This is a genomic window from Streptomyces sp. NPDC058664, from assembly GCF_042716635.1.
Classification (GTDB): Bacteria; Actinomycetota; Actinomycetes; order Streptomycetales; family Streptomycetaceae; genus Streptomyces.
Genome location: NZ_JBHXRW010000244.1, coordinates 1 through 1,114, shown reverse-complemented (window position 1 = coordinate 1,114; position 1,114 = coordinate 1). Strand labels below are relative to the sequence as shown.

At 68.3% G+C, this 1,114-nt stretch carries 1 protein-coding gene; it reads right to left on the bottom strand.

Features of this window, described 5'->3' with window-relative positions; genetic code table 11:
• A partial coding sequence (locus ACFWUY_RS41890) for a sensor histidine kinase (RefSeq protein ID WP_384122402.1) occupies positions 1-1,114 on the bottom strand: 1,114 nt, incomplete at both ends.

The following is a 1,114-nucleotide window of genomic DNA, read 5'->3' as shown; positions in this document are numbered from 1 at the left end:
GTGTGGCCCGGTTCGGATTCGACTGTCATCGCACCACCTTGTTGCTCTACCCGGCTGCGCATCGCGGCCAGGCCGAACGCACCGGATCTGGGGTGGCGCAGCATATCCGGCTCGATCCCGATGCCGTCGTCGACGATATCCAGGTGTGCGTCGGTGTCGTCGTAGGTGAGGGTGACCCGCATGCGCTCAGCTCGCGCGTGCTGCACCACGTTGGCCACCGCGCTCTGCGCGATCCGCACCAGCGCCGCCTCGACCGGCATCGGCAGTCGTTGCGGCTCACCCTCGACGAGCAGCTGCGTGGTCAGTGTCGGCGACTGCGCGCGAAGGCAAATGCGTTCCAGCGCAACGGCGAGCGACTGTCCGTCCAGTGCCGCGGGCGACAATTCGTCGATGAGCCTGCGAGTTTCGGCCAGGTCCTCGGCGGCGGTCTCGCGCGCGAGCCGAATACGGTCCAGCGCAGGATGATCCGGTGCTGCCTGCTCGACCGCGTGCAGGAGCAATTGGATACTGCTCAACCCCTGGGCGACGGTGTCGTGGATCTCCTTGGCGAGGCGTTCGCGCTCGGCGAGCTTGCCAGCGGTCCGTTCCTGTTCCGCGAGAATCGCTCTGGTGCCGAGCAATTCATCGATCAACCGCTCCCGCTCGACCGCTTCGCGATGCAGCGCCTGATAGCCGAACCCGATCCCGATCGCCACCAGCGCGCCGAGCACCGGCCCCACCACCGCACCCGCCGACCAGCCACGATGCGCCGCGAACCCGAGCACGCCGACCGCCGTCGCCGCCACCACCGCGATCAGACTCCACGGCCGTGGCAGCAGGTGCAGGTAGACGAAGAACAACCCGAACGCCAGGTAGACCGCATCGGGGGTGAACGCGAGCAAAACCAGCCACAACACGGTCAGCGCCGCCAGCCACACCCACACCGCGCCATCGGGAACGGACGGTGAGAACTCTGCACCCGCGAAATACACCAGCAGCCACACCACCGTCAGCGCGACCACCGCGATGCCGTGACCGCCACCGCCGGGCAGCGACGCACGCACCGCGACCACCACCGCCAGCACCGTCACCAGCACATGCAGGCCGAGGCGCAGGGTGGTGACCACCGGGGCTG